This is a genomic window from Streptomyces sp. NPDC088387 (genome assembly GCF_044753385.1).
GTDB lineage: Bacteria > Actinomycetota > Actinomycetes > Streptomycetales > Streptomycetaceae > Streptomyces.
Map to the genome: position 1 here is coordinate 912519 of NZ_JBIVNC010000001.1, position 23460 is coordinate 935978.

General features: G+C 72.4%; 20 protein-coding genes and 1 pseudogene. 3 read left to right on the top strand and 18 right to left on the bottom strand.

Annotation, left to right across the window (positions count from 1 at the left end):
- Positions 1 to 144: 144 nt before the first annotated feature.
- The 6 genes and pseudogenes from ACIQAC_RS04160 to ACIQAC_RS04185 all read right to left on the bottom strand — a co-directional run bounded on the left by ACIQAC_RS04160 (position 145) and on the right by ACIQAC_RS04185 (position 5077).
- Positions 145 to 498 (bottom strand): cytidine deaminase, encoded by a 354-nt coding sequence (locus ACIQAC_RS04160; protein WP_402186767.1) that lies wholly within the window; start codon positions 496 to 498, stop codon positions 145 to 147.
- Positions 499 to 541: 43 nt separating this feature from the next.
- Positions 542 to 901 (bottom strand): annotated as a pseudogene (locus ACIQAC_RS04165) (MmcQ/YjbR family DNA-binding protein).
- Positions 898 to 2199 (bottom strand): hemolysin family protein, encoded by a 1302-nt coding sequence (locus tag ACIQAC_RS04170; RefSeq protein ID WP_402186769.1) that lies wholly within the window; start codon positions 2197 to 2199, stop codon positions 898 to 900. Before ACIQAC_RS04170 ends, ACIQAC_RS04165 begins: the two are co-directional and overlap by 4 nt.
- Positions 2196 to 2693 (bottom strand): rRNA maturation RNase YbeY, encoded by a 498-nt coding sequence (gene ybeY, locus ACIQAC_RS04175; RefSeq protein WP_402186771.1) that lies wholly within the window; start codon positions 2691 to 2693, stop codon positions 2196 to 2198. The genes ACIQAC_RS04170 and ybeY overlap by 4 nt, the downstream gene beginning before the upstream one ends.
- A gap of 13 nt (positions 2694 to 2706) precedes the next feature.
- Complete coding sequence (locus tag ACIQAC_RS04180) at positions 2707 to 3765, bottom strand: PhoH family protein (RefSeq protein WP_402186773.1); 1059 nt, start codon at positions 3763 to 3765, stop codon at positions 2707 to 2709.
- Between the two features lie 193 nt (positions 3766 to 3958).
- The gene (locus tag ACIQAC_RS04185) at positions 3959 to 5077 is read right to left on the bottom strand and encodes a carbohydrate kinase family protein (RefSeq protein ID WP_402186775.1); all 1119 of its coding nucleotides are present in this window, start codon (positions 5075 to 5077) and stop codon (positions 3959 to 3961) included.
- Positions 5078 to 5397: 320 nt separating this feature from the next.
- Between ACIQAC_RS04185 and ACIQAC_RS04190 the strand changes: the two genes are divergently transcribed.
- Positions 5398 to 6717 (top strand): MFS transporter, encoded by a 1320-nt coding sequence (locus tag ACIQAC_RS04190; protein ID WP_402186777.1) that lies wholly within the window; start codon positions 5398 to 5400, stop codon positions 6715 to 6717.
- An 81-nt stretch (positions 6718 to 6798) separates the two neighbouring features.
- Here ACIQAC_RS04190 and ACIQAC_RS04195 read toward each other — a convergent pair whose 3' ends face one another.
- From ACIQAC_RS04195 to hrcA, 10 genes are all read right to left on the bottom strand, one after another.
- Positions 6799 to 7791, bottom strand: a complete 993-nt coding sequence (locus tag ACIQAC_RS04195; RefSeq protein ID WP_402186779.1) for an adenosine deaminase — start codon at positions 7789 to 7791, stop codon at positions 6799 to 6801.
- A 20-nt stretch (positions 7792 to 7811) separates the two neighbouring features.
- The gene (locus ACIQAC_RS04200; RefSeq protein WP_402186781.1) at positions 7812 to 8717 is read right to left on the bottom strand and encodes a ribonuclease Z; all 906 of its coding nucleotides are present in this window, start codon (positions 8715 to 8717) and stop codon (positions 7812 to 7814) included.
- A gap of 6 nt (positions 8718 to 8723) precedes the next feature.
- Entirely contained in the window at positions 8724 to 9077 is a 354-nt protein-coding gene (locus ACIQAC_RS04205) for a histidine triad nucleotide-binding protein (RefSeq protein ID WP_402186783.1), read from the bottom strand.
- 309 nt (positions 9078 to 9386) lie between these two features.
- The gene (locus tag ACIQAC_RS04210) at positions 9387 to 12599 is read right to left on the bottom strand and encodes a S41 family peptidase (RefSeq protein ID WP_402186785.1); all 3213 of its coding nucleotides are present in this window, start codon (positions 12597 to 12599) and stop codon (positions 9387 to 9389) included.
- A gap of 99 nt (positions 12600 to 12698) precedes the next feature.
- Positions 12699 to 13229: a hypothetical protein gene (locus ACIQAC_RS04215; RefSeq protein WP_402186969.1), complete on the bottom strand. Its 531-nt coding sequence runs from the start codon at positions 13227 to 13229 to the stop codon at positions 12699 to 12701.
- A gap of 65 nt (positions 13230 to 13294) precedes the next feature.
- Complete coding sequence (locus ACIQAC_RS04220; RefSeq protein ID WP_402186787.1) at positions 13295 to 13687, bottom strand: VOC family protein; 393 nt, start codon at positions 13685 to 13687, stop codon at positions 13295 to 13297.
- Between the two features lie 20 nt (positions 13688 to 13707).
- The gene (locus ACIQAC_RS04225) at positions 13708 to 14448 is read right to left on the bottom strand and encodes a 16S rRNA (uracil(1498)-N(3))-methyltransferase (protein WP_402186789.1); all 741 of its coding nucleotides are present in this window, start codon (positions 14446 to 14448) and stop codon (positions 13708 to 13710) included.
- Positions 14445 to 15521, bottom strand: a complete 1077-nt coding sequence (locus tag ACIQAC_RS04230) for a nitronate monooxygenase (RefSeq protein WP_402186791.1) — start codon at positions 15519 to 15521, stop codon at positions 14445 to 14447. Before ACIQAC_RS04230 ends, ACIQAC_RS04225 begins: the two co-directional genes overlap by 4 nt.
- 217 nt (positions 15522 to 15738) lie before the next feature.
- On the bottom strand, positions 15739 to 16875 hold the full coding sequence (dnaJ, locus tag ACIQAC_RS04235) for a molecular chaperone DnaJ (protein WP_402186793.1): 1137 nt from the start codon (positions 16873 to 16875) through the stop codon (positions 15739 to 15741).
- Positions 16876 to 17892: a heat-inducible transcriptional repressor HrcA gene (gene hrcA / locus ACIQAC_RS04240; RefSeq protein WP_402186795.1), complete on the bottom strand. Its 1017-nt coding sequence runs from the start codon at positions 17890 to 17892 to the stop codon at positions 16876 to 16878.
- Positions 17893 to 18062: 170 nt separating this feature from the next.
- Here hrcA and ACIQAC_RS04245 point away from each other — a divergent pair, with 170 nt between their 5' ends.
- Together ACIQAC_RS04245 and ACIQAC_RS04250 are read left to right on the top strand one after the other, a co-directional pair.
- Entirely contained in the window at positions 18063 to 18794 is a 732-nt protein-coding gene (locus ACIQAC_RS04245; protein WP_402186797.1) for an MBL fold metallo-hydrolase, read from the top strand.
- Positions 18795 to 18825: 31 nt separating this feature from the next.
- Positions 18826 to 19626 (top strand): DUF3097 domain-containing protein, encoded by an 801-nt coding sequence (locus ACIQAC_RS04250; protein ID WP_402186799.1) that lies wholly within the window; start codon positions 18826 to 18828, stop codon positions 19624 to 19626.
- Between the two features lie 498 nt (positions 19627 to 20124).
- Here the strand turns inward: ACIQAC_RS04250 and hemW are convergent, their stop codons facing one another.
- Together hemW and ACIQAC_RS04260 are read right to left on the bottom strand one after the other, a co-directional pair.
- The gene (gene hemW / locus ACIQAC_RS04255; protein ID WP_402186801.1) at positions 20125 to 21357 is read right to left on the bottom strand and encodes a radical SAM family heme chaperone HemW; all 1233 of its coding nucleotides are present in this window, start codon (positions 21355 to 21357) and stop codon (positions 20125 to 20127) included.
- Positions 21358 to 21388: 31 nt separating this feature from the next.
- A complete protein-coding gene (locus ACIQAC_RS04260; RefSeq protein WP_402186802.1) occupies positions 21389 to 23338 on the bottom strand; it encodes a SpoIIE family protein phosphatase in 1950 nt (649 codons plus the stop codon).
- Between the last annotated feature and the right edge of the window lie 122 nt (positions 23339 to 23460).

Genomic DNA, 23460 nt, shown 5'->3' on the forward strand with positions numbered 1-23460 from the left:
AGCGAGGGACGGCAGTCGCGGGGCGGGTACGGACACGCTCCGCGAGAGACGAATCTGACGGCCCGTCGTGGTTGACGCTTCATTGATACCGGAGCGCGGAGCCCCAGCAACGTTGAAAACCGGCCATGTTACCGCCGGTAAGCCTCAGGTCGCGGAGACCGTCCGGCGCAACTGCCCGTCCGGCCCCGCCAGATGCACCGGCGTCCCCGCACCCCCGAGGTCCCGTACGGCCGCCAGATCCTCGGCCGGCACCTCCTCGGCCCCGCTCACCACGGCCGCCGCCTCCAGGGACCGCGCGCCGGACGCCACCGCCATGGCCACGGCCGTGCGCAGCGCGCTGAGCCGCAGCGACTCCAGTGCCACCGTCCCGGCGACATACGTACGGCCGGTCTCGTCCCGTACGGCGGCACCCTCGGGCACACCGTTGCGGGCACGGGCCGAACGGGCCAGGGTGACGATCTTGCGGTCCTCGGCGTCGAGCGCGCTGCTGTCGGTCATGGTCCGAGCATACGAAGGCGTTCCGGGCGACCGCCCACCGGCGTCAGGGGCGGTCGAGCCGGAGCCGCTCGGCCCTCGGCAGACCCGCCACGACCAGGTCGTACGAGTCCTCGATCAGCTCCCTGACCAGGCGGTCCGGGAGGTCCCCTTCGACCGTCACCGTGTTCCAGTGCCTCTTGTTCATGTGTCAGCCCGGGATGACCAGTTCCGGGTGGTCGGCGCGCAGCCGGATCGCGTGCTCCGGGTCGCACTTGAGGTTGACCTTCAGGGGCCGCGCGTCGAGATGCGTCAGCGCGAAGAGCTTGCCGAGGACCCGGAAGACCGAGGTCTCCGGGCCGAACGGGAAGTCCTCCACCGACGCGTTGAACGACAGACAGAACGCGCGCAGCTCCTGAGGGGTCACTCGGTCTCCTCCGCCGGTGGTCCGGCCGGGCCCAGCGGCTCCACCAGCACCGTCACGATCTTGTTGCGGCGGCCGGCGGCGGCCTCCGCGGTCAGTCGCAGGGAGCGTCCGTCGGGCAGTTCGACCACCGAGGAGGCGCCGGCGATGGGGACCCGGCCCAGGGCCTTGGCGAGCAGTCCGCCGACGGTCTCCACGTCCTCGTCGTCGTACTCGTCGAGTCCGTACAGCTCGCCCAGGTCGCCGATGTCGAGGCGGGCCGTCACCCGGAAGCGGTCGTCGCCGAGGTTCTCCACCGGCGGCAGTTCGCGGTCGTACTCGTCGGTGATCTCACCGACGATCTCCTCCAGGATGTCCTCGATGGTGACGATGCCGGCCGTGCCGCCGTACTCGTCGATGACGACGGCGACGTGGTTGCGCTCCTTCTGCATCTCGCGGAGCAGATCGCCGGCGTTCTTGGTGTCGGGCACGAAGAACGCCGGGCGCATCGCCGTCGACACCAGCTCGGACTCGGCGTCCCGGCTGATGTGCGTCTTGCGGACCAGGTCCTTGAGATAGACGATCCCGACGATGTCGTCCTCGTTCTCCCCGGTGACCGGGATACGGGAGAAACCGGAGCGCAGGGCGAGGGTGAGGGCCTGGCGGATGGTCTTGTAGCGCTCGATGACGATCAGGTCGGTGCGCGGCACCATGACCTCGCGCACCAGCGTGTCGCCGAGCTCGAAGACCGAGTGCACCATCCGGCGCTCCTCGTCCTCGATGAGCGACTCCTTCTCGGCGAGGTCGACCAGCGCGCGCAGCTCGGCCTCGGAGGCGAACGGGCCGCGGCGGAAGCCCTTGCCGGGGGTGAGCGCGTTGCCGATGAGGATCAGCAGGGGCGGGATCGGGCCCATGATCCGGGCCAGCGGCAGCAGGACGTACGCCGCCGCCGTGGCCGTGTTCAGCGGGTGCTGGCGGCCGATGGTCCGCGGGGAGACCCCGACCGCGACGTACGACACCAGGACCATCACGGCGATGGCGATCAGCAGCGCCTCGGTGGTGCTGCTGAACTCCCGCAGACAGGCGTGGGTGACCAGCGCGGCGGCGGCCATCTCGCAGGCCACGCGGACCAGCAGCGCCACGTTGAGATAGCGGGTGGGGTCGGCGGCGACCTGGGCGAGCTTGGCGCTGCCGCGGCGGCCGGAGCGGACGGCCTCCTCGGCGCGGAAGCTGGAGACGCGCGCGAGGCCCGCCTCCGCGCAGGCGGCGAGCCAGGCGACGACGACCAGGGCGACCGCGCCCGTGACGAGGGGAAGGCTCATGACACGGTCGGGGCCGGGGACGGGCCGGTCAGGCCCTTCTCCGCGCGCCAGCCGTCCACGATGGCCGCCTGGAGGCCGAACATCTCGGCCTTCTCGTCCGGCTCCTCGTGGTCGTACCCCAGCAGGTGCAGCACTCCGTGGACGGTGAGCAGCTGGAGCTCCTCGTCCATGGAGTGCTGCGTCGACGCCTCCGTGCCCTGCTTGGCGGCGACCTCAGGGCAGAGCACGATGTCACCGAGGAGGCCCTGGGGGGTCTCCTCGTCGTCCTTGGCCGGCGGGCGCAGCTCGTCCATCGGGAAGGACATGACGTCCGTAGGCCCCGGCAGGTCCATCCACTGGATGTGGAGCTGCTCCATGGCGTCCTCGTCCACGACGATCACCGAGAGCTCGGAGAGCGGGTGGATGCGCATCCGCGCGAGCGCGTAGCGGGCGATGTCGAGGATCGCCTGCTCGTCGACCTCGGTTCCGGACTCGTTGTTGACGTCGATCGACATGGTGCTGGCTTGTCTACTTCCGTTTTGTGCGGCTGCCCTTGTGGGTGCCGTTCTCCGTACCGTTCTCGCTGTCGTACTGCTCGTACGCGTCGACGATACGGCCCACCAGCTTGTGCCGTACGACGTCGTGGGACGTCAGCCGGGAGAAGTGGACGTCGTCCAGGCCCTCCAGGATGTCCTGCACCTGGCGCAGTCCCGACTTGGTCCCGCTCGGCAGGTCCACCTGGGTCACGTCACCCGTGATCACGATCTTCGACTCGAAGCCGAGGCGGGTGAGGAACATCTTCATCTGCTCGGGGCTCGTGTTCTGGGCCTCGTCCAGGATGATGAAGGCGTCGTTCAGGGTACGGCCGCGCATGTACGCGAGCGGCGCGACCTCGATCGTGCCGGCCGCCATCAGCCGGGGGATCGAGTCCGGGTCGAGCATGTCGTGCAGCGCGTCGTACAGCGGGCGCAGATAGGGGTCGATCTTCTCGTAGAGCGTGCCCGGCAGGAAGCCGAGCCGCTCGCCGGCCTCGACCGCGGGGCGGGTCAGGATGATGCGGTTGACCTGCTTGGACTGAAGGGCCTGGACCGCCTTGGCCATCGCCAGATACGTCTTTCCGGTACCGGCGGGGCCGATGCCGAAGACGATGGTGTGGGTGTCGATGGCGTCGACGTACCGCTTCTGGTTGAGCGTCTTGGGGCGGATCGTGCGGCCACGCGAGGACAGGATGTTCTGCGTCAGCACCTGCGCCGGGGTCTCCACCCCGTCGCTCTCCCCGTTCTCGCTCGCCTTGAGCATGGCGATCGAGCGTTCCACGGCGTCCTCCGTCATCGGCTGTCCCGTGCGGAGGACCAGCATCATCTCGTCGAAAACACGCTGGATCAGGGCGACTTCCGCCGGGTCGCCGACCGCGCTGATCTCATTGCCCCGGACGTGGATGTCGGCCGCCGGGAAGGCCTTCTCGATCACGCGCAGAAGGGAGTCGCCGGACCCCAGCAGAGTGACCATGGGGTGCTGGGCGGGGACCGAGATCTCTGCTCTCGCCTGCTTCTGCACGGGGGTGTGAGCTGTGGGTGTCTGAGTCATGGGCCGGCGCTTAAGGCCTGCTTTTCCTCCTCGATACGGCCGCGTCGCTGAGGGCGGCCTCGCGATTCCAAGAGTACGACGCAGGACTGACATCGCCGTAGGGCTTTTCGTACGGCACTTCGACACCTCCGTTCACACCGGGCACGGCACAGGGGCGCGGCGCACAGGCGCACGGCACCCGGGCGCGGCCCGTTCAGGTCGAGCGGCCGAAGCCGATCGTGGGGACCGCCCGACGCAGCGGCCAGGGTCTGGCCCGCTCCCCCGGGACGAGACCGTCCAGGAACGCGTACCGCTTCAGGGCGGCCTTGTCCTGGCCCTCCACGGAGTGGACCTGGCGCCACCAGGCGCCGATCTCGGACCAGCCGGGGGCGGACAGGGAGCCGCCGAACTCCTGGACCGAGAGCGCGGCGGTCAGACCCGCGAAGGCGAGCCGGTCGGCGAGCGGCCAGTCGGCGAGGGTCCCGGTGACGAAGCCGGCCACGAAGACGTCACCGGCGCCGGTCGGGTCCAGGGCCTCCACTTCGATCGCGGGCACCGAGGCCGTCTCGCCGGTCCGTCCGTCGACCGCGTACGCGCCCTCGGCGCCCAGGGTGACGACCGCGAGCGGTACGTGCCGGGTGAGGGCGTGGGCGGCCTTGCGGGGGCAGTCGGCGCCCGTGTAGAGCATCGCCTCCTGCGCGTTCGGGAGGAAGGCCTCGCAGTGCTTGAGGTCGGGCAGGCCCTCCAGGTCCCAGGCGCCGGTGTCGTCCCAGCCGACGTCGGCGAAGATCCTGGCCCCCTTGCGGACGGCCTGCTCGATCCAGGGGGCGCGCTTGCCCGGGGTGAGCGACGCGATGGCGGCACGCGCGCGGGGCGGGCAGTCCGGGGCGGGCTCCTCGGGGGGCGGCTCGTGGCCGTGCGAGACCATCGTGCGCTCGCCCTCGTAGGCCATGGAGACGGTGACCGGGGAGTGCCAGCCGGGGACCGTGCGGGACGGCGAGAGATCGATGCCCTCGCCCTGCTCCAGGGCGTCCCAGCAGTACTCTCCGTAGTGGTCGTCGCCGAACGCGGCCGCGAGGGACGTACGCATGCCGAGGCGGGCGAGTGCGGTCGCCATGTTGGCGACGCCGCCCGGGCTCGACCCCATGCCGCGCGCCCAGGACTCGGTCCCGCGCACCGGAGCCGTGTCCAGGCCGGTGAAGATGATGTCGAGGAAGACCGTGCCCGTGAGATAGACGTCCCACGGCGGATCCTCGGGTCCACGCAGGTCGACCAGTGGATCGACCTGGCAGTGCGGCGGCGCCTTTCCGGCGATGGCGTTGGAGGCGGTCACGGTGCGCTCCCTGACGTGGTGCGGTTCTCGCCAGTCTGCACCACACCACCGACAACAGACGATGACCTGCGAAAACGGAGGGCGCGTGCCGCGCGCGGAGGCGTACGGCACCTGACGGGCGCCCTCACCGTTGGCCCTCTGTGGGCCGCATGTTTACCCGGGCTTCCCTACCCCAAACGGAATATGGCCCAGATCACACGACCCGGCCTCCCGTGGCGCTCCCCCCGCTTGATACAAATTGCCCGCGCGTTCCTGTCCGTCGACGGTCGTCGCCCAATCCCCCTCTTGTGCCGCTCCTTTCGCATGCCCTGGGAACGCCCGTGTTCGCCCGCACCACCACGCCCTGGCCCCTCGTCGCCCTCTTCACGGCCGGGTACCTCGCCCCCTACCTCCTCCCGACCGTCGTCGGCAGACTCGACTCCGGACTGCCCGTCTCCGCCACACAGGCGGGCGCCATCGGCAGTGCGCTGCTGCTGAGTTCGGCGTCGGCGGGCTTTCTGCTCGCCTCGCGTGTCGACCGGATCGGCGCCCGCACCCTCGCCCGCGCGGGCCTCACCCTCGCCGTCCTCGGCTTCGGCGGCGCCGCCCTGACCACCACCGTCCCGGCCGTGGTCGTCGGCGCGGTGCTCGGCGGCTTCGGCTCGGGTACGGCCACGGCGGTCGCGGCCACCGGTATCGCCGCCCAGCGCGAACCGCACCGCGTGACGACCCTCGGCCTGCTGTCGGTCTCCGCGCTCGCCGGCACCGTCTATCTGACGGTCCCGCACCTCGGCCCCGGCCACGGCCTCCCGCTGGCCGCGATCGCGCTCACCGCGCTGGCGGTCTGGCCGCTCACCGCCCGCGTCCCGACCCGGATCCCGCTGCCGGAACGGCACGTGAGCCCCCGGCGCGAACCCCTCCCCCACCTCCGCTCGGGACTACTGCTCGCCGCCGCGCTCCCCTGCTGGTCGATGGCCCAGAACTCCCTCTGGGGTGTCAGCGGCCGGATCGGCCTCACCCAGGCCCACCTCGACGAGGCCACCGTCGGCATCGTCTTCGCCGTCGGGCTGGGTGCGGGCCTCTTCGGCGTCGTGGCCGCCGGCGCGCTCGGCCCACGCTTCGGACTCGCCCTGCCGATCGGCGCGGGCACGGCCCTGATCGCCGTATGCATCGCGCTCAGCGCCTCGGCGACGGACCTGACCACGTTCGCCGTCGGCGAGATCGCCTGGAACGCCGTCTACCCGGTCGTCCTGTCCTACGTCATCGGCCTCGCCGCGTCCCTGGACCCACGCGGCCGCTGGGCGGTCCTGGTCGGCTCGGCATCCTCCCTGGGCACGGCGGCGGGCCCCCTGGCCGGCAGCCTCCTGTCGACCTGGGCGGGCTTCCCGGCCATGGGCCTGTTCCTCGCGGCCGGCCTGCTGGTGGTGGCGGTACCGATGACGACGGTGGCGGTACGGGCGGGACGGTCGCGGACTCCGGAGGTCACGGCGGTCACAGCGGTCACAGGGGGCATGGGGATCACGGAGGTCACAGGGATCACGGAGGTCACAGGGATCACGGGAATCACGGAGGTCGCAGGGATCACGGAGGTCACCGAGATCGTCGAGATCGCGGTGGACACTCCGGCGCTGGAGCAGCAGGCGTACGACACGACGGACTGAGGTGCCGGGGCGCATTCCAGCCCGTCCGGCGCCTGAGGACGAGGCCCCTTCGGGGCCGATACAGCGGCGCCCCACCCGCCCTCACCCGAACTCGTACGCCTCCACCTCGGCGAGGTACCGCGCCCGGAGCCCCTCGTCGTCCTCCAGGAAGGAGGCGAGGAAGGAGTTCCGGGCAAGCTCCCGCAACCGCCCCTCCCCCAGCCCAAGGGCCAACCCCACCGCGTCGAGGTTGTCCCCCGCGTACCCGCCGAAGTACGCCGGGTCGTCGGAGTTGACCGTGCACATCAGCCCGGCGTCGAGCATCGCGGCCAGCGGATGGTCGGCCAGGTTCGCCACGGCCCGCAGCCGGACGTTGGACAACGGGCACACCGTCAGCGGAACCCGCTCACGCACCAGCCGCTCCACCAGCGCGGGATCCTCCATGCACCGCAGCCCGTGGTCGATCCGCTCGACGCCGAGCACGTCGAGGGCTTCGGTGATGTACGCCGGTGGCCCCTCCTCGCCCGCGTGGGCGACCCGGCGCAGCCCCAGCGCGGCGGCGGCCTCGTAGACCTCGCGGAACTTCGCCGGCGGATGCCCCACCTCGGCGGAGTCGAGTCCGACAGCGGTGATCCGGTCGAGGAAGGGCTTGGCCGCGTCCAGCGTGGCCAGCGCCGACTCGGCGGACTCGTCGCGCAGGAAGCACATGATCAGCCGGGTGGAGACACCGTGGTTCTCCGCACTGGGCCCGAGCGCGCGCCACAGCCCTTCGACCACCGTCTCCATCGGCACTCCGCGCGCGATGTGGGCCTGCGGGTCGAAGAAGATCTCGGCGTGCCGGACACCCTGCGCGGCGGCGCGGGCGAGATAGGCGCTGGCGAGGTCCTCGAAGTCGCGCTCGGTGCGCAGGACGGCCATCAGCGCGTAGTACAGGTCCAGGAACGACTGGAGGTCGGCGAAGAGATAGGCCTCGCGCAGCGCGTCGGTGTCCGCGTACGGGAGCGTCACACCGTTGCGCGCGGCCAGCTCGAACGCGAGGTCCGGCTCCAGCGTGCCTTCGATGTGGAGGTGCAGTTCGGCTTTCGGGAGGGGCATCAAATTATCGTACGGGTGTTTTACCAACGTTTCGGAAGCGGCACCCGCTGGAGATCGTGCGCCACGGTCAGCTCGCCCTCGAACCCGGCGGCCCGCGCCTGCCGCTCGAACTCCTCCGGTTCGGTGTAGCGCTGGCTGAAGTGCGTGAGCACCAGATGCCGTACGGCGTGTTCGCGGGCGACGCGGGCGGCCTGGCCGGCGGTCAGATGGCCGTGATCGACGGCGAGTTGCTCGTCCTCGTCGAGGAACGTGGACTCGATGACGAGCATGTCGGCGCCCTCGGCGAGCGCGTGCACACCGTCGCAGAGCCGGGTGTCCATGACGAACGCGAACCGCTGTCCGCGCCGCACCTCGCTGACCTCGTCCAGACCCACGCCGTCGAGCGCGCCCTCGCGTTGGATGCGGCCGATGTCGGGGCCGCTGATCCCGTGCGCGACGAGCCGGTCGGGGAGCATCCGGCGGCCGTCGGGTTCGACGAGCCGGTAGCCGTAGGACTCGACGGGGTGCGAGAGGCGGCGGGCCTGGAGGGTGTACGTGGCGGTCGTCGCGAGGTCGCCGTCGGAGTCGACGGGGGCCTCGGTGAGCGCGACGGTCTCGCGGTACGCCGTGGAGTACCGCAGGCGTTCGAAGAAGTGCTGCCCGGAACGCGGGTAGTGGGCGGTGATCTCGTGCGGCACCCGGTCGAGGTTGATCCGCTGGATCACGCCGGCGAGGCCGAGGGAGTGGTCGCCGTGGAAGTGGGTGACGCAGATCCGGTTCAGGTCGTGCGCGGCGACCCCGGCGCGCAGCATCTGCCGCTGTGTGCCCTCGCCGGGGTCGAAGAGGATGCCCTCGCTGTCCCAGCGCAGCAGATAGCCGTTGTGGTTGCGGTGCCGGGTCGGGACCTGGCTCGCGGTGCCGAGGACCACCAGTTCACGTACGGACACGGGGAGCTATCCCGGGGGCCACTGGAGGCCGCGGCCGCCGAGGATGTGGGCGTGCGCGTGGAAGACGGTCTGGCCGGCGCCGGCGCCGGTGTTGAAGACGATGCGGTAGCTGTCCAGGTGTTCCTCGTCGGCGACGGCCTGGGACTCGCGCAGGACGTCCGCGGCGATCTGCGGTTCCGCGGCGGCGAGTTCGGCGGCGTTCGCGTAGTGGGCCTTCGGGATCACGAGGATGTGGGTGGGCGCCTGGGGGTTGATGTCCCGGAACGCGACGGTCGTGTCTGTCTCGCGGATGATCGTCGCCGGGATCTGGCCCCCGACGATCTTGCAGAACAGACAGTCGTCCTGCGGCTCCCCTGCCATGGTCCCTCCGGGGGTTAGACGCTTTACAACGGTCATCGTATCGTCGCCTTCCGCGGCCCGGCGGGGGCTCGTCGCGCAGTTCCCCGCGCCCCTGAGGGGTGGCCGTTCGGCCGCGGCCCGGCGGGGGCTGATCGCGCAGTTCCCCGCGCCCCTGAAAAGCAAAAGCCCTCGCCGCTTCCCCCGCCTCCCCGCGTAGCCGCGTAGCCGCGTAGCCGCGGGCAATCGTGCCGCAGGGCGGCACGGGTGGGCGCGGCGGCACCCCGTCAGCGCCGGGTTGCGCAACGCCCCGTGCCTCAGCCCCCGCGCCGGTTACGGCAAGGACGGCGGGAGTTTCGCCGGGGTGTCCTCCAGCGCGGCCAGCGCTATGCGGATCGCCTCGTCCAGCTGGACGTCCCGCCCCGCCGCGTAGTCCTGAGGACGCTGCACCACCTCCACGTCAGGATCGACGCCGTGGTTCTCCACGCCCCACTCATACCCCTCCAGCCAGAACGCGTACTTCGGCTGAGTGATCAACGTCCCGTCCACCAGCCGGTACCGGCTGTCGATCCCAATCACCCCGCCCCACGTCCGCGTCCCCACCACGGGCCCGATCCCCAACGCCCGGATCGCCGCGTTCACGATGTCCCCGTCGGACCCGGAGAACTCGTTCGCGACGGCGACCACCGGCCCCCGGGGCGCGTCGCGCGGATAGCTGTACGGCTGCATACCGCGCGGCACCGCCCACCCCACGATCCGCCGGGCGAGCTTCTCGACGACCAGCTGGGACGTGTGCCCGCCCCGGTTCTCCCGGACGTCCACGACCAGGCCCTCCCGCGCGACCTCGACCCGCAGATCACGGTGGATCTGCGCCCACCCGGGCGCCTGCATGTCCGGCACGTGCAGATACCCGAGCCGCCCGCCGGACCGCTCGTGCACATACGCCCGCCGGTCCGCGACCCACGCGTGGTACCGCAGCGGCTCCTCGTCGGCGACCGGTACCACCACCGCGTACCGCGGGTCACCGCCGCCGGCCGGCGAGATGGTCAGCTCGACCGCCCTGCCCGCCGTACCGATCAGCAGCGGGCCCGGCCCGGCGACGGGGTCCACGGCCTGCCCGCCGACCGCGACGATCGCGTCCCCGGCGCGCACCGCCACGCCGGGCGCGGCGAGCGGCGAGCGGGCGTCGGGGTCGGAGGTCTCCGAGGGCAGGATCCGGTCGATGCGCCAACTGCCGTCCTCGTGCCGGGAGATGTCCGCGCCGAGCAGCCCCTGCCGGGCGCCGTGCCCGTGTCCGGCGGAGGGGACGACGTAGGCGTGCGAGGTGCCCAGTTCGCCCTGCACCTCCCAGAGGAGGTCGACCAGGTCGTCGTGGGTGGCGACCCGGTCGACGACGGGCCGGTAGCGGTCCAGTACGCCGTCCCAGTCGACGCCGTTCATGTCGGGCCGCCAGAAGTGGTCCCGCATGACGCGGCCGGTCTCCTCGTACATCTGCCGCCACTCGGCGCCGGGGTCGACGAGCTGCCGTACCCGGCCGAGGTCCACGCTGATGTTGGAGTCGCTGTCGTCGTCGCCGGAGGCGCGCCGGTCGCTGGGGACGACCTTCAGCCGGCCGTCGGTCCACAGCAGGACCCGCTTGCCGTCGCCGCTGACCTCGAAGTGGTCGGCGTCGGCGGCGAGATGCTCGATGCGCTGCTGGACGAGGTCGTAGCGCTCCAGCTCGGTCTTGGGGTCCGGGTCGTCCGGGGTGGCCCGGGAGGAGCCGAGGACTCCGCGGACCGGGTGGCGCAGCCACAGGACGCCGTCCTTGGCGGCCCGGAGGTTGGAGTAGCGCCCGGCCTCCACGGGGAACGGCACGATCCGCTCGCCGAGCCCGTCGAGGTCGATCCGGGTGGCCGGGGTGCCCTCGCTGTCGGGGGTCTCGTCCTTGTCCGGCGCCTCGAAGGCGCGCCCGTGGCGCTGCGGCCCGAACGGGGACGGGGTGGTCGCGGCGAGGGTGATCAGGTGCGGCCGGTCGCCGACCACGAAGGCCAGGTCGAAGACGTGTTCGTCGTAGACCGGGTCGAAGGAGCGGTTGGAGAGGAAGACCAGGTGCTTGCCGTCGGCGGTGAAGGCGGGCGCGTAGTCCTGGAAGCGCAGCGGGGTGGCCTCGGTGACCGTCAGGTCGGTGGTGTTGGCGAGGCGGAGCTGGCTGAGCGGGCGGGGGCCGGGGTGGCACCAGGCCAGCCAGCCGGAGTCGGGCGAGAAGGCGAGGTCGGAGACGTCGCCCTGGTCGCTGCTGTCGACCTCGCGGATCTCGCCGGTCTCCCGCTCGACGAGCAGCAGCCGTCCGTCGTGCGCGGCGACGGCGGCGCGGCTGCCGTCGGGTGCCATGGCGAGTTCGAGGACTCGGCCGAGGCGGCCCGCGCCGATCCGGCGGGGGGTGGCACCGGGTGCGGTGCCGGTGGCGGGCGTGAACTCCAGGGCGTCCTCGCCCTCGGCGTCCGTCACCCACACCACCCACTCCTCGCCGTCGGCGCGGAAGGCGCGCGGCAGCCGGGCGCGTACGCCGGGTTCGGCGGCGAGTGCGCGGGCGGGTCCCGAGCGGTGGGTGACCCAGTGCACGGCGCCGCGGACGGCGACGGCGCTGCCGCGCGCGGTGTGGTCGGGCGCTGCCTCGCCGAACCAGCGCGAGGCGTTCAGCGGGTGGGGCTGCCGGTCGGTGCGCTGGCCGCCGAGCAGGATGTCGAGCCGGCGCGGCTCGGCCCCGTCGAGGTCGTCGAGCAGCCAGAGTTCCCCGGCGGAGACGTACGCGACACGTGTGCCGTCGCCGGCGGCGTGGCGGGCGTAGAAGCCGTCGATCGGGGTGTGCCGGCGCAGGTCGGTGCCGTCGGCCAGGGACGAGTAGAGCGCGCCGGTGCCCTCGTGGTCGGAGAGGAAGGCGAGCCGGTCGCCGGTCCAGACCGGGAACTCCAGGTTGCCGTCGAGGTCCTCGTGCAGCCGTACGAACTCGCCGGCACCTTCTTCACCTTCGGCGGCGCTGTCGATCCACAGCTTGCCCGCCGTACCGCCCCGGTACCGCTTCCACCAGGCGGCCTCGCGGCCCATGGGCGCGGAGAGCAGCACGGTGGACGGGCCGTACGCGAGGTCGCCGACCGGGCCGAACGGCAGGGTCTCGGCGGGGCCGCCGTCGAGCGGGATCGCGCGGGCCCAGGTGCGGCGCAGGCTGGCCTGGCCCTGGGTGCTGATCGCGAGCACCCGGCCGTCCGGGGTCCAGCCGCGGACCTGGGTCTTGGCACTGCCCCAGTAGGTGAGCCGTCTGGAGGGGCCGCCGTCGACCGGCGCGACATGTACCTCGGGGGCGCCGTCGCGGGTGGACGTCCACGCCACGGTGGTCCCGTCGGGCGAGATGCGCGGCAGGGTCACGGGGGTGTTGTCGGCGCTGACCCGCCAGGCGCGCCCGCCCGCGAGCGGGGCGATCCAGACGTCGTCCTCGGCGACGAAGGCGACCAACTCGCCCTGGACGTGCGGAAACCGGAGGTAGGCAGGCACTGGGGACTGAATCACCCGGTCACCCTACGCAGGCGCGACGCCCGCGCACAGGGGTTTGGATCACTTGCCGCGCACTTCAGCACGTCTTCCGCCGTCACGTGCGGTCATGTGCCGTCACTTGCCGTCGGGCCAGCACTGCGGGTCGCTCTGGCAGTAGACGGTCTTCGTCACGGTCACGGTGGTGGTCGGGCCGCCGCCGGGCAGGTCGGCGGGCGGCGCGCTGGTGGCGTCGCAGTCGCCGAGCCCGGTGACGTGGAACAGCTGCCTGCCGTCGATCTTCGCGGTGAGGTCACCGCGAACGCAGGCCCCGCTGACAGCCCGGGTGACCTTCCCGGTGACCTCGATGTCCCGGCCGTCGTCGGTCTGGCCCTCGCAGTCGACGTCGGCCACGGTGTTCTCGCTCGCGGAGGGGCTGGGGGTGCCGCGGTCGCCGAAGTCGGCGACGCAGCTGAGCCATTGGACCTGGGCCCTCTGCCGCTCCAGCTCCTTCGTGACGAGCTGGTCGGTGGTGTACGACACGGTGGCGGCGCTCAGCGTGCCCGGTTCGCAGGCCACCATCGCGCCCACGCCGACGACCACGCCCGCCACGACACCGGCCGTGCGCCGCGCCCGTCGCGTACTCACACTCCGCCGCAGTACCCCCATGGACGGCAGCCTGCCACCGTCCGGGCCGTCGCGGTAGGGCGCATGCGGCCACTGTCCGCCCGCCCTCAGGTGAGCAGCAGTTGCCACTCCTGGATCTCCACCAGGTTGCCCTCGGGATCCTTGAGATGGGCGACGCGCATCCGCTCGGTCATCGGCGCGGGACCGTGCAGCAGGGTCGCGCCGCGCTCGGTGAGCTGTGCGCAGTAGGCGTCCAGGTCGTCCACGCGCAGCACCACCAGGGAGCGGTGCCCGGCGACCGAGTCGCCCAGTTCGCCGAGGAGTCCGGCCATCGCGACCCGGTCCTGGAGGGCGATGCCCGCGGACCCGACGGTCGGGCTGAACTTCTCGTACGGCCCGTTCTCGGCCCCGGACTGCGGTTTGAGGCCGAGCACGTCGGCGTAGAAGCGGTAGCAGGCGGCGAAGTCGGTGACCAGCAGTCTGACTTGGGCGAGTTCCATGACGTCCTCCCGCACGGGGATCAGGACCAGCGTCCGGTACGGCCGAGCAGCAGCGCGGCCGCGGCGGTACCGGCCGTCGATGTGCGCAGCACAGTGGGCCCGAGGCGGTACGCCCGCGCTCCGGCCTCTTCGAACAGCGTCAGCTCTTCGGGGGACACGCCCCCTTCGGGGCCGACGACCAGCACGATCTCGCCCTCGGTGGGCAGTTCGGCGACGGCCAGCGGCTGTGTCCCGCTCTCATGGAGTACGGCGGCGAAGTCGGCCTTGGCAAGGAGTGCCGCGACCTGTTTCCCGGTCGCCGCGTCCGCGACCTCGGGGAAGCGCACCCGGCGGGACTGTTTTCCGGCCTCGCGGGCGGTGGCCCGCCACTTCGCGAGCGCCTTGGCGCCCCGGTCGCCCTTCCACTGGGTGATGCAGCGGGCGGCGGACCAGGGCACGATCGCGTCGACGCCGACCTCGGTCATGGTCTCCACGGCGAGTTCACCGCGGTCGCCCTTGGGGAGGGCCTGCACCACGGTGATCCGCGGCTCCGGCGCCGGTTCCTCGGAGACACCGTCCATCCTGACGACCAGCCGGTCCTTGCCCTCGGCGTCCAGCACCACACAGTCCGCCCAGCGTCCGGCCCCGTCGGTGAGGGTGACGTCCTCGCCGGGCCGCAGCCGCTTCACGGAGACCGCGTGCCGCCCCTCGGGGCCGTCGAGGACGTACCGTCCGCCCGCTCCGGCGTCGAAGTGGTCGACAACGAAAACGGGGGCGGTCATCCCGCACCGCCTCCGGAGGACAACGCTGTCCCGGCGGCGGCGAGTTCGGCCGCGAGCACCTCCACGAGCTGCGCGGCGGGCATCTCGCGGGCCATCCGGTGGCCCTGTCCCGCCCACAGCGCCATGCCCTGCGCGTCACCGGCCTTGGCGGCGGCCTTGCGCAGCGGCGAGGTGAGGTGGTGGATCTCCGGGTAGGCGGCGGGCGCGTACGGGCCGTGCTCGCGCATAAAGCGGTTCACGAGGCCGCGGGCCGGGCGGCCGGAGAAGGCCCGGGTCAGCTGGGTGCGGGTGAACAGCGGGTCCGTGAGGGCCTGCTTGTGCAGGGCGTTGGCGCCGGACTCGGGGGTGGCGAGGAACGCGGTGCCGAGCTGCGCGGCCTGCGCGCCGGCCGAGAGCACGGCGGCGATCTGGGAGCCGCGCATGATGCCGCCGGCGGCGACGATCGGCAGGCTCACGGTCTCGCGGACCTGGGCGATCAGCGACAGCAGCCCGAGGCCGGAGCCGTCGCTCTCGGGGAGGTCGCGGTGGGTGCCCTGGTGGCCGCCGGCCTCGACGCCCTGCACGATCACGGCGTCCGCGCCGGCCCGCTCCACGGCGAGCGCCTCGTCCGGGGTGGTCGCGCCGACCAGCGTGACGGTGCCGGCCTTGCGCAGCGACTCCAGGACCTCGCGGGTGGGGACGCCGAAGTGGAAGGAGACCACCGGCACCGGGTTGTCGAGCAGCACCGCGAGCTTGGCGTCGTAGCCGTCGTCCCGGCCGCTGTCGGGGTCGCCCAGCTCGGCCTCGTACCAGGAGGCCTCGCCGGCCAGCTGGTGGGCGTACACGTCGACGGCCGCGGGGTCCGCGGAGTCGGGCTGGGGCATAAAGAGGTTCACACCGAAGGGGCGGTTGGTGAGCCCCCGCAGCTGCTTGATCTCCTGGTACATCCCGTCGGCCGTTTTGTACCCGGCGGCGAGGAACCCGAGCCCACCGGCTTCGGACACGGCGAGGGCCAGATGCGGAACGGAGACGCCGCCCGCCATGGGGGCCTGCACGATCGGGTAGGGAAAGAGATCGGTCAGTGCGGAGGACATGACGGCATGTTGTCACGTCCTCCGAACAAGTCCGAATCCGGCCTGACCGTTGGCATAGGCCGGGGGCATACGGGCCGCTTCCGGGCGACCACGGCCGGAAACTCCCCCGGTCCGGGGCCGCACCCCAGCGGCTACGGCCGGAGAATCCAGCCCGTCCGGCGCTTGAGGACGAGGCCGTTCTGGCCGAAGCGGGGCCGGGGGCGGCAGCCCCCGTGCCCTAACGCCCGTTGAACGCGTCCTTCAGTCGGGAGAAGAGTCCCTGCTGCCCCGGCTGAAACTGGCCCGTGGGCCGTTCCTCCCCGCGCAGCTTCGCCATCTCCCGCAGCAACCGCTCCTGCTCGGGATCCAGCTTGGTCGGGGTCTGGACCTCGACATGGACGATCAGGTCACCCCGGCCGCCGCCCCGCAGATGCGTGACACCGCGGGTGTGCAGCGGGATCGACTGCCCGGACTGGGTGCCGGGCCGGATGTCGACCTCCTCCATGCCGTCCAGCGTCTCCAGCGGCACCTTCGTGCCGAGGGCCGCCGCCGTCATCGGGATCGTGACCGTGCAGTGCAGGTCGTCACCGCGCCGCTGGAACGTCGAGTGCGGCAGCTCGTGGATCTCGACGTACAGATCGCCCGCGGGGCCGCCACCGGGGCCGACCTCGCCCTCGCCGGCCAGCTGGATCCGCGTGCCGTTGTCCACACCGGCCGGGATCTTGACCGTGAGGGTCCGGCGCGACCGCACCCGGCCGTCGCCCGCGCACTCCGGGCACGGGGTCGGCACCACGGTGCCGAAGCCCTGGCACTGGGGGCACGGGCGCGAGGTCATGACCTGGCCCAGGAAGGACCGGGTGACCTGCGACACCTCACCGCGTCCGCGGCACATGTCGCACGTCTGCGCGGTGGTCCCCGGCGCGGCACCCTCACCGCTGCACGTGGTGCAGACGATGGCCGTGTCGACCTGGATGTCCTTCGTCGTGCCGAAGGCGGCCTCGTTGAGCTCGACCTCGATCCGGATCATGGCGTCCTGGCCGCGGCGGGTGCGCGAGCGCGGCCCGCGCTGCGACGCCGTACCGAAGAAGGCGTCCATGATGTCCGAGAAGTTCCCGAAGCCACCCGCGCCGAAGCCACCCGCACCGGCTCCGCCGGCCTGCGAGAGCGGGTCGCCGCCGAGGTCGTAGACCTGCTTCTTCTGCGGGTCCGACAACACCTCGTAGGCGGCGTTGATCTCCTTGAACCGCTCCTGGGTCTTCGGATCGGGGTTGACGTCCGGGTGCAGCTCGCGGGCGAGCCGCCGGAAGGCCTTCTTGATCTCTTCCTGCGACGCGTCTCGGCGCACGCCGAGAACGGCGTAGTAGTCCGTGGCCACTTACGACTCCGCCAGGATCTGTCCGACGTACCGTGCCACTGCGCGTACCGCTCCCATCGTTCCCGGGTAATCCATGCGGGTCGGTCCGACCACGCCGAGCTTGGCAACCGCCTCGCCGCCCGAACCGTAGCCCACCGACACCACGGACGTGGAGTTGAGTCCCTCATGGGCGTTCTCGTGACCGATCCGCACGGTCATGCCCGAATCCGTCGCCTCGCCAAGCAACTTGAGAAGCACGACCTGCTCCTCCAGCGCCTCCAGGACGGGCCGGATGGTGAGGGGGAAATCATGTCCGAAGCGTGTGAGATTGGCGGTGCCGCCGATCATCAGCCGCTCCTCGGTCTGCTCGACGAGCGTCTCCAGGAGTGTGGAGAGTACCGTCTGGACGGCGCCCCGGTCCTCGGCTTCGAAGCTCTCGGCCAGATCCTGCACCAGCGTCGGCACGTCCGCGAAACGCCTGCCCGCGACCCGGCTGTTCAGCCGCGCCCGCAGGTCGGCGAGGGACGATTCGCCGAAGGGCGCCGGGCAGTCGACCATGCGCTGCTCGACCCGGCCGGTGTCGGTGATCAGGACCAGCATCACGCGCGCGGGTGCCATCGACAGCAGCTCGACGTGGCGCACGGTGGACCGGGTCAGCGACGGGTACTGCACGACGGCGACCTGCCGGGTGAGCTGCGCGAGCAGCCGTACCGTACGGGCCACCACGTCGTCGAGGTCGAGGGCGCTGTCGAGGAAGCTCTGGATCGCGCGCCGCTCGGGGGCGGTCAGCGGCTTGACCTCGGCCAGCTTGTCGACGAACAGCCGGTAGCCCTTGTCCGTCGGGATCCGCCCGGCCGACGTGTGCGGCTGCGCGATGAAGCCCTCGTCCTCCAGGGCCGACATGTCGTTGCGCACGGTGGCCGGGGAGACACCGAGGTTGTGCCGCTCGGTGAGGGCCTTGGAGCCGACCGGCTCCTCCGTGCCCACGTAGTCCTGGACGATGGCGCGCAACACCTGCAACCTTCGCTCGCTGAGCATCGCGCACACCTCCAGCGGTCGGTCTCTCGGCGACTGCCTGGCACTCTGCGCATGCGAGTGCCAGCCCTGTCCGGCCCAGTGTACGGCCGTCGGGTACGCCCCGGGCAAGGCCGGGCCTGCGAGGTTCGCACGAGGTCGTGCGGTGCAGGGCGTACCGCTAGCGTCGCCGTATGACGGTGACTTGGGAAGAGCTGGGGTGGGAGCGGCTGGGGGCCGGGGTCGGACGCCGCCGGCTGCCGGGGTGGGACTGCACCGTGGGGCTGGTGGTCGGGGAGGGTTCCGTGCTGCTGATCGACGCCGGGTCGAGCCTGCGGGAGGGTGCCCTGCTGCGGGCCCAGGCGGAGGCGCTCGCCGGTCACCGTGTGACTCATCTCGCGCTCACCCACCCGCACTTCGACCACGTCTTCGGCGCGGCGGCGTTCGCGGGCGCGGAGGTGTTCGGCGCGGTCGGGGCGGAGGCGGCGCTGAGCGGACGGCACGCGCGCGAGGAGCTGCGTTCGGACGCGGTCGGCAACGGGCTCGCCGAGGCCGACGCCACGGAGGCGGTGGACGCCCTCGTGGCGCCCCGGCACCACGTCGGCGGCGAGTGGACCCTCGACCTCGGCGGCGGCCGTCAGGTGCTGCTCGCGAACGTCGGCCCCGGTCACACCGCCCACGATCTCGCCGTACTGGTGCCGGGCGGGCCCGAGGTGGTCTTCTGCGGTGACCTCGTGGAGGAGTCCGGGGTGCCGCAGGCGGGCCCCGACGCCGTACCCGCGCGGTGGCCGCACGCCCTGGACCGGCTGCTGTCGCTCGGCGGCGAGGACGCGCTGTACGTGCCCGGTCACGGAGCGGTCGTGGGCGCGGCCTTCGTACGGGAACAGCGGGACGCGCTGGCGGTGCGTTTCGGCGTGTCGACGTGATCGTCCCGCCGGTTCTCCTATCGTCATCCGAATGCGCCCGTACTCTCCGGATCTCACGCCTCCGTGGAAGAAGCCCAAGCCCGTGCCCGAGGTCCCGGCGGACCCCGGTCTGGTGGTCGAGGAGCCCGGCACCGGTTTCTGCGGCGCGGTGATCCGCTGCGAGGCGGGCACGGTGACGCTGGAGGACCGCTTCGGCAAGCACCGGGTGTTCCCGCTGGAGCCGCGCGGGTTCCTCCTGGAGGGCCGTGTGGTGACCCTCGTACGGCCTTCGGGCGCGCCGCTACGGCCCTCCCGGACCGCCTCCGGTTCGGTCGCCGTGCCCGGTGCACGCGCGCGGGTGGCCCGTGCCGGGCGGATCTACGTGGAGGGGCGGCACGACGCCGAACTCGTCGAGCGGGTCTGGGGCGACGACCTGCGGATCGAGGGCGTGGTGGTGGAGTACCTGGAGGGCGTCGACGATCTGCCGTCGATCGTGGACGAGTTCGCGCCGGGGGCGGACGCGCGGCTCGGGGTCCTGGTGGACCATCTGGTGCCCGGCAGCAAGGAGTCGCGGATCGCGGAGGCGGTGACCAGTGAGCATGCCCTGGTCGTCGGTCATCCGTACATCGACATCTGGGAGGCGGTGAAGCCGGCCTCGGTCGGCATCGAGGCGTGGCCGCGGGTGCCGCGGGGGCGGGACTGGAAGACGGGGGTCTGCGAGGCGCTGGGGTGGCCGGAAAGCACCGGTGAGGTGTGGCAGCGGAGGATTTTGGGGCGGGTGCGGTCGTACAAGGACCTGGAGCCGGAGCTTCTGGGCCGCGTGGAGGAACTGATCGACTTCGTCACGGGGTAGCCATTCGCCTGCGGCCCGGTGGGGGCGTTCGCGCAGTTCCCCGCGCCCCTGAAAACCGTCGTTCGAGCGCGGGCCGGTGGGGGTTCTCGCGCAGTTCCCCGCGCCCCTGAAAACCGTCGTTCGAGCGCGGGCCGGTGGGGGGTACTCGCGCAGTTCCCCGCGCCCCTGAAAACCGTCGTTCGAGCGCGGGCCGGTGGGGGTTCTCGCGCAGTTCCCCGCGCCCCTGAAAACCGTCGTTCGAGCGCGGGCCGGTGGGGGTTCTCGCGCAGTTCCCCGCGCCCCTAAAAGCCTCATGGCTTGCGCTCGCTGAAACGTGCGGCCCCGCGGAGCCCAACCCCTCTCGCCGCAGCCGCGGGCATGCGTGACGCCGTACTGAAGCCGACTCCTCTGCCGTAGCCGCGGGCATGCGTGCCGCCTGGGGCGGCACGGGTGGGCGCGGCGGCACCCCGTGAGCGCCGGGCTGCGCAACGCCCCCTACCCGCACCCCCACGCCGGGTGCTAGTCCACCAGGTCCCGGACGACCGCGTCGGCGAGCAGGCGGCCCCGCAGGGTCAGTACCGCGTGGCCCGCGGCGTACGGGCCGGCGTCGAGCAGGCCTTCCGCAAGGGCACGGCGGGACGCCGCAAGCCCCTCCTCCCGCAGCAGGGACAGCGGCACACCCTCCCGCAACCGCAGCTCCAGCAGGATGCGCTCCACGCGCCGGTCCTCGTCGGACAGCAGCTCCCGCCCCGCCCCCGGCGACCGCCCCTCCCCCAGCGCCGCCGCATACGCGCCCGGATGCTTGACGTTCCACCACCGCACACCCCCGACGTGGGAATGCGCCCCGGGCCCGGCACCCCACCAGTCGGCCCCCCGCCAGTACAGCTCGTTGTGCAGGCACCGCCCGGCCGCCGAGGTCGCCCAGTTCGACACCTCGTACCAGTCGAACCCGGCCTCGGACAGCGCGGACTCCGCGATCAGATACCGGTCCGCGTGCTCGTCGCCGTCCGTCATCGGCACCTCCCCGCGCCGGATCCGGCGGGCCAGCTGCGTGCCCTCCTCGACGATGAGCGCGTACGCCGAGACATGGTCGGGACCCGCCGCGACCGCCGCGTCGAGGGACGCCCGCCAGTCGTCGTCCGACTCACCGGGGGTGCCGTAGATCAGGTCCAGGTTGACGTGGTCGAAACCGGCCGCGCGGGCCTCCGCGACACACGCCTCGGGGCGCCCGGGGGTGTGGGTGCGGTCCAGCACCTTCAGGACGTGCTGCTTCGCGCTCTGCATCCCGAAGGAGACCCGGTTGAAGCCGCCCTCGCGCAGGGCCGCCAGATACGCCGGGTCGACCGACTCCGGGTTCGCCTCCGTGGTGATCTCCGCGTCCGCCGCCAGGCCGAACTCCTCGCGCACGGCCGCCAGCATCCGTACGAGATCACCGGCCGCCAGCAGCGTGGGCGTACCGCCGCCGACGAAGACCGTGCGGACCTCGCGCGGATCGTCGCCGAGGACCTTGCGGGCGAGCCGGATCTCGTCGATCAGGGTGTCGGCGTAGTTGTCGCGGGAGGCCAGGACACCGCCGGTGCCGCGCAGCTCGGTCGCCGTGTAGGTGTTGAAGTCGCAGTAGCCGCAGCGGGTCGCGCAGTACGGGACGTGCAGATAGAAACCGAGGGGACGGTCCGCGGCCCCGGAGAGCGCGGCTGCGGGCAGCGCGCCGTCGGCGGGGACGGGCTCGCCGTCGGGGAGGGCGGAAGGCATGTCTTCCATTGTCCCGCATGGACGGAGTGCCTCAGGGCGCGTGGAAGCGCTCCCCCCGCGCCTCCGCCTCCCCCAGCTCCTGGTCCGCCTGGAGCACCAGCAGCGCCAGGTCGTCCTCCGGCAGGCCGCCGCCGAACTCGTGCACCAGCCGTTTGATCCGCTCGGCGATCAGCTCCGCACTGAGCCCCGTACAGCCCGCGAGGGCCGTCGCGAGGCCGTCGCCGTCGTCGAACTGGCGTGAGCCGTCCCGCCGCTCGGTCACCCCGTCGGTGACGCACAGCAGGGTGTCGCCGGGCCGCAGCTCGAAGCTCTCGCTGGTGTACGTCTCGTCCTCGACGACCCCGAGCAGCGTCTGCGGGCGCGCGACCGTACGGACGTCCCCGTCGGCGCCGAGGAGCAGCGGGAGCGGGTGTCCGGCGGAGGCGAGGGTGCAGCGGACGCCGCCGTCGAAGGGGACCAGCTCGCCGTAGAGCAGGGAGAGGAAGCGGGTCTGCGGGCCGTCGCCGGGGGCCGCCGGGCCGGCCAGGGCGCGTGCCGCCGCGTCGGCCACCTCGGTGGCGTCGTCGAGGAGGAGCTGGTTGAGGCGGTCGAGGACGTCGGCGACGCGGTAGCCCTCGCGGGCCAGCAGCCGCAGCCAGGGCCGGGCGAGACCGATCACCACGGCCGCCTCGGGGCCCTTGCCCTGGACGTCGCCGACCGCGAAGCACCAGCGGCCGTCGCCGGCCGGGAACACGTCGTAGAAGTCGCCGCTGGGGCCGCCCTTGTCGCACGGCTCGTAGACGAGGGCGCTGCGCACGCCGGGGATCTCGGCGACCGCGCCGGGCAGCAGCCCGCGCTGGAGTACGGCGCTGATGGTGGCCTGCCGGGTGTACTGGCGGGCGGCGCCGATCGCGAGGGCGACCCGGCGGCTGAGGTCCTCGACGAGCCCGCCGACCTCGTCGGGGAAGCGCTGGACCCCGGAGCGTCCGATCACCAGCGTGCCGAGCGGGCGGCCGCCCGCGACCAGCCGGTACGCCAGTGCCGAGCCGTGCGCGCCCCGCCCGCCGAGGCTCTGGCCGGGCCAGGGGTACGGTTCCGGGCCGGACGCCATGCCGTCCGCGCGGTGCGGCGGCTCCTTCTCCAGCACCCGGCGCAGCTCCTCGATGCGGTCCTCGCTGCCGTGCCAGACGCGGGCGAGCCGGGCGCCGGGTGCGGCGTCGCCCCAGCCGCGTCCCATGGCCTCGTCCTCCAGCCAGATCGCGCACCAGTCGGCGAGCCGGGGGACGAGGAGCTGGCCGGTGAGGGCGGCCACCAGGTCCTCGTCGAGCTGCCCGGCGAGCAGGTCGGAGGCCTCGGCGAGGAAGGTCAGGGCACCGCGGCCGAGCCAGTCGCGGTCGCCGGCGGCGCGCTGCGGTTCGGGGGCGAGGAGTTCGGCGAGACCGGGGGCGCCGGGTTCGTCGTAGGGCTCGATCTCGTCGGCGGGGACGCGGGCCCAGACGGTCTTGCCGCCTCGGCGGTAGCTGACGCCCCACTCCTGGGATAGGGCGGCGACGATCCGCAGTCCGCGGCCGAACTCGGGTGTTTCGGTGGGGGGTTGGGTGCTGTTCTCGCGTGGGGCGCGGGAGGGGTGGTGGTCGGTGACCTCGACGACGAGGGAGCCGCAGTCGGGTTCCACCCGGCAGGACAGTTCGACGTCGGTGCCGGCGTGGACGACGGCGTTGGTGACCAGTTCGCTGAGCACCACGAGGGTGTCGTCGGTCTGCCGGTCGGTGAGGTGCCGGCTGCCGGGGAGGTCGCGGGCGGCCCATTCGGTGAGGGCTGCGCGGACCAGGCCGCGGGCGGCGCCGGGGGCGAGCGGGCTGCCGGCGAGGGTGGTGCGCAGCAGCGCGTGGCCGCTGACGGCGCTCATGGCCTGCGCCAGTGCGTCCGCGCCGCCGGAAGCGTGCGCGGGCGCATCGGTGGCAAGGGAGATGGTCTCCCGTTGCGCCGGAATGGCCCCCATGGACAGCTCCCCGAACAGTTCGGACGATTAGCCCTCGATCGATGCCGACAGGGTGACAGACTGGCCACGCCCATAAGCGCCGAGTTACCGAAGTGGGCCGCCATGAGTGAGATCCGTGCTAC